Raw genomic sequence first — 1,041 nt, 5'->3', positions numbered from 1 at the left:
ATCGGTGCAAAATCCGCGAGCTGCCCGTTGTGGGCGAAACACCAGTTGCGCCCCCACAGTTCGCGGACAAACGGATGGGTGTTGGACAGGCAGACGTCATGGTGTTGATGAACTTGTTGGATACCACGGACAGGCGGTCAATACGGCCGTCCAGGTAGGCATCCAGCATCACCTTGACGCTGCCGATCAAGTCATTGATCGACGGCTCTTCACCCAAGTGGCTGATAGCTGCTACGACGTTACCGCCGAAGTTGCGGAAGAAAGCCGCACCCTTGCTACCAACAACACACAGATCGATCTCGACGCCGTTTTCACGGTTTTTCGCCATGTCCTTGACCAAGGCCTTGAACAGGTTGGTGTTCAAGCCACCACACAGACCACGGTCACTGCTCACGACGACATAACCAACGCGCTTGATTTCACGGTCGATCATGAACGGGTGGCGATATTCCGGGTTAGCGTTGGCCAAATGACCAATAACCTGGCGGATGCGCTCCGCATAAGGACGGCTAGCAGCCATGCGCATTTGTGCCTTGCGCATTTTACTGACCGCCACTTTTTCCATGGCGCTGGTAATCTTTTGCGTGCTTTTGATGCTCGCAATCTTACTGCGAATCTCTTTTGCGCCTGCCATGTAACACCTATCAGGTTAGCAAGCGGGAGCCTTGCGGCTCCCGCTGCGGCTTACCAGGTTTGGGTGGCCTTGAACTTCTCGATACCGGCTTTCATGCCAGCGTCGATTTCGTCATTGAAGTCACCCTTCACGTTGATCTTCGCCATCAAATCGGCGTGATCGCGGTTGAAGAAAGCAATCAGCGCTTGTTCAAAGCTGCCGACCTTGGTGATTTCGACGTCAGTCAGGAACCCGCGCTCAGCGGCATACAGCGACAGCGCCATGTCAGCGATCGACATTGGTGCGTATTGCTTCTGCTTCATCAGCTCGGTAACGTCCGCTTCAGAAGGCGTCTGTGCGTTTTGACTGCAAGTGAGGGACAAGTGACGGACTTGCCTGTAGTCGACATAACCGAGCCCGACGGACAG

Annotated in this window: 1 protein-coding gene and 1 pseudogene; both read right to left on the bottom strand. The window is 54.9% G+C overall.

Features of this window, described 5'->3' with window-relative positions:
- Nucleotides 1–634 (bottom strand): F0F1 ATP synthase subunit gamma (locus ACQKP4_RS29245; RefSeq protein ID WP_427637459.1); only part of this gene is annotated, 634 nt, incomplete at its 3' end.
- Between the two features lie 50 nt (nucleotides 635–684).
- Nucleotides 685–1,041, bottom strand: a pseudogene (locus ACQKP4_RS29240) (hypothetical protein); the annotation flags it as partial.

It is taken from the genome of Pseudomonas sp. NPDC086278 (assembly GCF_050280905.1).
In the GTDB taxonomy this organism is placed as follows: Bacteria; Pseudomonadota; Gammaproteobacteria; order Pseudomonadales; family Pseudomonadaceae; genus Aquipseudomonas.
Note: the sequence above shows the minus strand (reverse complement) of the source record. Positions and strands in the feature narration are given on the sequence as shown.